Source organism: Bartonella sp. MU70NMGDW (assembly GCF_042194085.1).
GTDB classification, from domain to species: domain Bacteria; phylum Pseudomonadota; class Alphaproteobacteria; order Rhizobiales; family Rhizobiaceae; genus Bartonella; species Bartonella grahamii.
This window is the reverse complement of record NZ_JBHIMK010000222.1, coordinates 1-264: the sequence shown is the minus strand read 5'-3', so window position 1 is coordinate 264 and position 264 is coordinate 1. Positions and strand designations below refer to the sequence as shown.

The 264-nt window shown below is 33.3% G+C and carries 1 pseudogene; it reads right to left on the bottom strand.

Features of this window, described 5'->3' with window-relative positions:
* Positions 1–264, bottom strand: a pseudogene (locus ACFIKE_RS09930) (hypothetical protein); the annotation flags it as partial.

Genomic DNA, 264 nt, shown 5'->3' with positions numbered 1-264 from the left:
AGCAATATCTGAGTACCAAAGTACAGTATCCAATGTAAAAGAAAGCTTATGCTCTACGTACTTAGAAATAATAGGTAAAGAGACCGTTTCTTTATAACCACTTGGGAAAATTAAAACGACAAGCGCTAAAATTATTATATTTAAAAGTCGGTGCATATACTGTTGTAAATCACGTGTTAGTTTCACCCAACCCGTTGTATCATCATCTTTATATTTTGGATTGTTCTGCAACTCAGAAGGGATATTGGAATTGCATAAAATTGC